The 3,728-nt window shown below is 73.4% G+C and carries 4 protein-coding genes; all 4 read right to left on the bottom strand.

Annotated features, from left to right (window positions below):
* Positions 1-490 precede the first annotated feature (490 nt).
* A complete protein-coding gene (locus ACTIR_RS0100670) occupies positions 491-982 on the bottom strand; it encodes a glutathione peroxidase (protein WP_026452843.1) in 492 nt (163 codons plus the stop codon).
* A gap of 50 nt (positions 983-1,032) precedes the next feature.
* Entirely contained in the window at positions 1,033-2,223 is a 1,191-nt protein-coding gene (locus ACTIR_RS0100665; protein WP_026452842.1) for an ABC transporter permease, read from the bottom strand.
* Positions 2,223-3,125, bottom strand: a complete 903-nt coding sequence (locus ACTIR_RS0100660) for an ABC transporter ATP-binding protein (protein WP_026452841.1) — start codon at positions 3,123-3,125, stop codon at positions 2,223-2,225. Before ACTIR_RS0100660 ends, ACTIR_RS0100665 begins: the two co-directional genes overlap by 1 nt.
* Positions 3,126-3,230: 105 nt before the next feature.
* A partial coding sequence (locus tag ACTIR_RS0100655; protein ID WP_026452840.1) for a LuxR C-terminal-related transcriptional regulator occupies positions 3,231-3,728 on the bottom strand: 498 nt, incomplete at its 5' end.

Below are 3,728 nucleotides of genomic sequence, written 5' to 3'. Positions count from 1 at the left end.
CCGTGCTCGCGCTCGGCGTTCTCGCGGCGACGGTCACCTTCGGCCTGGCGCGGACGGTTCCGCCCGCCGAGGGTGCGCTACGGGTGGGCGGGGTCCAGCCCGGCGTGGCCGATGACAGTCTGCGGGCACACCTGCGGCGCACCGCGGCACTCGCCGACGCCGACGTCGACGTCGTGGTGTGGGGGCAGAGCAGCGTCCCGGTGGACCCGGCCGACCGGCCGGACGTGGCGGACCGGTTGCGGCACCCACCACTACCGGGCGGACGGCGTGGTCGCGATCTACCACAAGCGGCGGTTGGCGCCATTCGGCGAGTACGTGCCGCTGTGGCCGGTACTCGGGCCGCTGACCGGGCACACCGAAGCCGCCGACGTCGACAGGGCCACCGGCGCCCGGCTGCCGCTACTGGCGGGCGGGGTGGTGGCCGGGTTCGGACTGACCGCGACCGTCCGGGCCCTCGCGGGGCGTACCCCGGCCACCCGCCCGTGCCCGGTCAGCCCCGGGCCAGCGCGGCCTCCACGGCGGTGACGACCTCGTCCGACTCCGGTTCCGTGCCCGGGCGGAACCGGGCGAGCACCGTTCCCGCGTCGTCGAGCAGGAACTTCTCGAAGTTCCACTGCACGTCCCCGGCCTCGCCGTCGGCGTCCGGGTGCCGCACCAGCTCGGCGTACAGCGGATGCCGGTCCGGGCCGTTCACGTCGATCTTGGCGAACATCGGGAACGTGACGCCGTACGTGGTCGCGCAGAACGTCGCGATCTCCTCCGCCCCACCCGGTTCCTGCCCGGCGAACTGGTTGCACGGGAAGCCCGCGACCGTGAAGCCGCGGTCGGCGTAGCGTTCGTGCAGCCGTTCCAGACCGGAGTACTGCGGGGTCAGCCCGCACCGCGACGCCACGTTCACCACCAGCAACACCCGTGCGCCGAGGGACGCCAGTGTGGCCGGCTCGTCCGACAGCGTCCGCAGTTCGAGCCCGGTCACCGACATCGGCTCCACCCTTCCTTCGTGATCATCGTCGGTGCCGACCCTACCGCCGGTCACGCCCGGTCCCCGGTCGGTCGGTCGTCCGCGCGGGCCCACGCCCGGGCCAGCCCGATCCGGCCACGGGTCTGCAACAGCGCCCCGGAGTACACCCGGCTCGCGAGCAGCACGATCACCACGAGCGCCGCGACGAGCAGCCCGAGGGAGACGACCGCCTCCCAGACCTGCGCGTCCCCGGTGAACAGGCGCACCGGCATCCCCACCGGGGCGGAGAACGGCACGTAGGACAGCACGGCGAGCACCCCCGGGTTGTCGCCGAAGAACACCACGGCGAAGTAGGGCACCATGACGAACAGCATCACCAGGCCCGTGCTCGAACCGAGATCCTCCTGCCTGCTGACCACGGAGCCCGCGACCGCCCACATCGCCGCCAGCAGCACGAACCCGAGGAGCATGAACGGCACGAACCACCCCAGCGCCGGGGCGAGCACGGACAGGAACTCGGTGTGCCCCCCGAGCCGGAGCGCGACGGGCGCGAGGACGGCGAGCGCGAGGACCTGTCCGATCGTCAGCAGGGAGTGCCCGGCGATCTTCCCTGCCAGCAGCGCCCGCACCGGGACGGTGGAGACCAGGATCTCGACGATGCGGGTCTGCTTCTCGGTGACCGTGCTCTGCGCGATCGCGATGCCCCCCATGCCGAACATCAGGAACACCAGCCCGAACACGAGCGAGACCAGCGCCTGCTCTCCCCCACCCGCGTCGTCCGGGGTCTCGACGATCTCCACCGGTGGGAGGGTGCCGAGTGCGTCCAGGATCACCAGGGGTGGTTCGGACGCCGCCATCACGTGCACCCCGGCGTCCGACCCGTTCGTCCCGTCCGGTGTGACGATCGCCCGGACCTCGCCGTCGGCCAGCAGTTGCCCGGCGCCCGAGGGATCGTCGACCTCGAGGATCCGGATGTCGTCGGCGGCCGCCTCCAGCCCCGGGGGCGGGTCGGTGCCCACGACCGCGACCCCGGGCCTGCCGTCGTCGGCCGCGTCCCCGCCGCCGAACAGCGACGGCAGCAGCGCCGTCGCGAAGAGTCCCACGACGAGGGTGGCGAAGCCGATCCACCAGCTCTTCATCCGCAGGAAGCTGCGGATCTCCCGCTCGGCCACCAGCCACGTGGCCGAGCGGAACGACGTCCCGGTGCCCGGGCCGGTCGGCGGGGCGGGGGCGGTCGAGGTCCGCGTGTCCGTCGACGTCATCACACGACCTCCTTGAAGATCTCCTCGAGGGTCGGCACGACCGGTGCGAAGGTGCGCACCGCTCCCCGGTCCAGCGCCGCCCGCAGCACCGCCTGGTCGGCGCCGGCCCCGTCCCCCGGATCCGCCGCGTCGTCGAGCTCGAGGACCGCGCGGGCCCCGTCGAGGTCGAGCACCCGCACCCCGGGCAGGTCCCGCAGCCATCCGGCGTCGGAATCCACCACCATCTCGTAGCGCGTCCGGCCGTACCGGTGGCGCAGCTCCGTGCGCTCCCCCGCGGCGGCGATCTCCCCCTCGGAGATGATGATCAGGTCGTCGCACAGCCGCTCGACCACGGCGAGCTGGTGGCTGGAGAACAGCACGGGCACGCCGGAGGCGGCACGGTCGCGCAGCACGGCGAGCACCGTCTCCACCGCGATCGGGTCGAGCCCGGAGAACGGTTCGTCGAGGATCAGCAGCACCGGGTCGTGCACCAGCGCCGCCGCGACCTGCGCCCGCTGCTGGTTGCCGAGCGAGAGCTCCTCCAGCTTGTCGTCGGCGCGCGGGGCGAGTTCGAGCTGGTCGAGCAGGCGGGCGGTGTTCCGGCGGGCGGCGGCACGGTCGAGTCCGTGCAGCTGCCCCAGCCAGGCGATCTGCTCGGCCACCCGCATCTTCGGGTACAGCCCGCGCTCCTCCGGCATGTAACCGAACCGTTGGCGCGAGGCCTGCGTGACCGGACGTCCCTCCCAGGTCACACCGCCCGAGTCGGCGGCGAGCACCCCCAGGATGATCCGCATGGCGGTGGTCTTGCCCGCACCGTTGGCACCCAGGAACCCGGTCATGCGCCCCGGCCGGACCTCGAAGGAGACGTCGTCGAGCGCACGGTGCGCACCGAAGCTCCGACTGATCGATGTCACGGTCAACATGACGGCGGAGTCAATCACACGGCACCGACCGACGACGTCCTGCGCGCGACCGACCCGGTGCGTCCTCCCCGCGGGGGACGGCGGGGAGCGCCGGGCGCGTCGCCGTCACTCCCGACCGGGGGCCACGATGCCGTTCTCGTAGGCGTACACCACGGCGTGGGTGCGGTCCCGGAGGTTCAGCTTGGTCAGCACCCGGGACACGTGCGTCTTCACGGTCGTCTCCCCCAGGAACAGCCTGCCGGCGATCTCGGCGTTGCTCGCCCCACGGGCCAGCGACACGAGCACCTCGTACTCCCGGTCGGTCAGCTCCGGCGGGCGCCACCCGGCGGCACCGGGGACGGGGGCGGCCGGCCCCGCGAACCGGGCGATGACGCGGCGGGTCACCTCGGGGGAGAGCAGCGCGTCCCCGCGGGCCACCACCCGGACCGAGTCGATGAGGTCCTCCGGGGCGGCGTTCTTCAGCAGGAACCCGCTCGCCCCGGCGTGCAGGGCCTCGAAGAGGTAGTCCTCGCGGTCGAAGGTGGTGAGGATGATGACCCGGGCGCCGGCCGGGCCCGGCGGGGCCCCGGGCGCCGTGCCCAGGATGCGGCGGGTCGCCGCCAG

Source organism: Saccharomonospora iraqiensis subsp. iraqiensis (assembly GCF_000430445.1).
Classification (GTDB): domain Bacteria; phylum Actinomycetota; class Actinomycetes; order Mycobacteriales; family Pseudonocardiaceae; genus Saccharomonospora; species Saccharomonospora iraqiensis.
This window is presented reverse-complemented; position numbering and strand designations above follow the sequence as displayed.

What these genes read in the sequence shown, in the direction of transcription:
- ACTIR_RS0100670 (WP_026452843.1), bottom strand. Translation starts at nt 982, where the DNA reads ATGTCGGTGACCGGGCTCGAACTGCGGACGCTGTCGGACGAGCCGGCC.
- ACTIR_RS0100665 (WP_026452842.1), bottom strand. Translation starts at nt 2,223, where the DNA reads ATGACGTCGACGGACACGCGGACCTCGACCGCCCCCGCCCCGCCGACC.
- ACTIR_RS0100660 (WP_026452841.1), bottom strand. Translation starts at nt 3,125, where the DNA reads ATGTTGACCGTGACATCGATCAGTCGGAGCTTCGGTGCGCACCGTGCG.